At 65.5% G+C, this 2,035-nt stretch carries 3 protein-coding genes; 2 read left to right on the plus strand and 1 reads right to left on the minus strand.

Annotation, left to right across the window (positions count from 1 at the left end; all coding sequences use genetic code 11):
* Positions 1-543, minus strand: a 543-nt coding sequence (locus tag AC27KI_RS23575) for a GNAT family N-acetyltransferase, cg3035/Rv0428c family (RefSeq protein WP_487116153.1), incomplete at its 3' end; no start/stop codon positions are given.
* Positions 544-673: 130 nt separating this feature from the next.
* Between AC27KI_RS23575 and AC27KI_RS23580 the strand changes: the two genes are divergently transcribed.
* Positions 674-1,471 carry a MetQ/NlpA family ABC transporter substrate-binding protein gene (locus tag AC27KI_RS23580; protein ID WP_487116154.1) on the plus strand — a complete coding sequence of 266 codons (798 nt, stop codon included), beginning with the start codon at positions 674-676 and terminating at the stop codon, positions 1,469-1,471.
* 235 nt (positions 1,472-1,706) lie between these two features.
* A partial coding sequence (locus AC27KI_RS23585) for a rhodanese-like domain-containing protein (RefSeq protein ID WP_487116156.1) occupies positions 1,707-2,035 on the plus strand: 329 nt, incomplete at its 3' end.

Here is a 2,035-nt window from a genome sequence, read left to right on the forward strand (position 1 = left end):
TCGCGCACGGCCAGGCCAAAAACCCACGGCGCGGCCCTGATGGCGCACCGTGGCGAAGGCGCAGGGCAGGGCGATCGACTGCACCATGGCGTGGTGCGTGGCGTGGTGTGACTCGGCCACGCCGTTGGCGGCGGCAAAGCCGTCCAGCCACTCGGCCGTTGGCGCCTGTGCGATTTCCACCGAGGGCTGCGGCGCCGCACCCTCCGGCAGGGGCGCCTGCATGACCCAGGTGGGCTCGAAGAGCGCATAGCCCGCGTCCTCCAGCGCCTGCTCGGCACTGGCGCTCACCAGCGGCGAGATCCGGAACACGGGCCGCAGGCCCTGGCGGGCGTAGAGCGCCTGCGCCGCCTCGCGCACGCCCTCGAACGGCGCCCCGGGCTCCAGCGCATTGACCGAATTGGCCCGCTTGGTGAAGCCGCCGGACAGGCGAAACACCCAGCCCTGGTGAAAAACGGTCTGGCGGGCGGGCCAGGCATTGAACGCGCGTTCTTCCAAGGCGCGCACAGTGAGAAGGTCGGGAGCGGGATTGGCATGGGAGGGCATGCGGGATTTATAGCAGCGCCGCCCACCGCGCTTTTATGTTCGCCTGTAGTAAGGAAATGAAAACGTATTCTTATGGGTTTGATAAGGCAAACCCTAAGATGCGGTCATCTCTTCTCCAAAGGTGTTTTCCGTGAACAAGCGTTTCCTGCTGCAATCGACCCTCGCCCTGGCCGTGGCCGCCGGCTTTCAAACCGGCGCGCTGGCCCAGGACAAGCCGCTGAAGATCGGTGTCACCGCCGGTCCGCACGCGCAGATCTTCGAGCAGGTCAAGAAAGTGGCTGAAAAGGACGGCCTCAAGCTCCAGATCGTCGAGTTCAGCGATTACGTGCAGCCCAATGCGGCGCTGGCTTCCGGCGACCTGGATGCCAACAGCTACCAGCACAAGCCCTACCTGGACGCGCAGGTCAAGGACCGCGGCTACAAGCTCGTGTCCGTGGGCTACACGGTCAATTTCCCGATCGGCCTGTATTCCAAGAAGGTCAAGAAGCTCGAGGACCTGAAGGAAGGCGCCAAGTTCGGCATTCCCAACGACCCGACCAACGGCGGCCGCGTGCTGCTGGTGCTGCAGGACAAGGGCCTCATCAAGCTCAAGGAAGGCGCCGGCCTGAAGGCCACGCCGCTGGACGTGGTCTCCAATCCCAAGAAGCTGAAGTTCGTCGAACTCGATGCCGCGCAACTGGCCCGCTCGCTGGACGATCTGGACGCCGCCGCGATCAACACCAACTTCGCCCTGTCCGCCGGCCTGAACCCCGCCAAGGATGCCATCGCACAGGAAAGCGCCAAGAGCCCCTACGTCAACCTGATCGCCGTGCGCGAGGCCGACAAGGACAAGCCCTGGGTCGCCAAGCTGGTGAAGGCCTACCAGTCGGAAGAAATCCGCCAGTACATCCAGACCGAATTCAAGGGCGCCGTGCTGCCGGGCTTCTGACCGGCTCGGGGTTCGACCAAGCCGCCAGCGCCTTCCCGGTGCTGGCGGCTTTTTCATGGCCACTGGGCTTTGAAACAGGCAGTCACCGGCTTGCTTAGATGTTTTCCGATGAAGAAGCCGATTTTTTTATTCGTTGGCTTCGCGCCGGGGTGGTTCTACATTGGTTTGGACGGCCACGCCCCGCCAAACAGGCGGCTGCAGCCACCCATTCACACAGGTTCAAAGGAAACGCGCCATGTCCACCGCTGTGCAAGACACCGAACTGCCCCCGGCACTGCAATCCGCCCACAACGACGCCCAGTCCTCGGGCCTGGCCCACGCCGGCGGCGTGCCGCCCGCGGTCGCGTGGGACCTGTTCACCGCGCGCCAGGCCCTGCTGGTGGATGTGCGATCGGGCGAAGAGCGCAAGTTCGTCGGCCATGTGCCGGGCAGCCTGCACGTGGCCTGGGCCACGGGCACGGCGCTCACCCGCAACCCCCGCTTCGTGCGCGAACTGGAGGCCGCCATCGCCAAGGCCGCCACGCGCGACGCGCCCGTGCTGCTGCTGTGCCGCAGCGGCAAGCG

The organism is Acidovorax sp. KPB24-03, assembly GCF_057546605.1.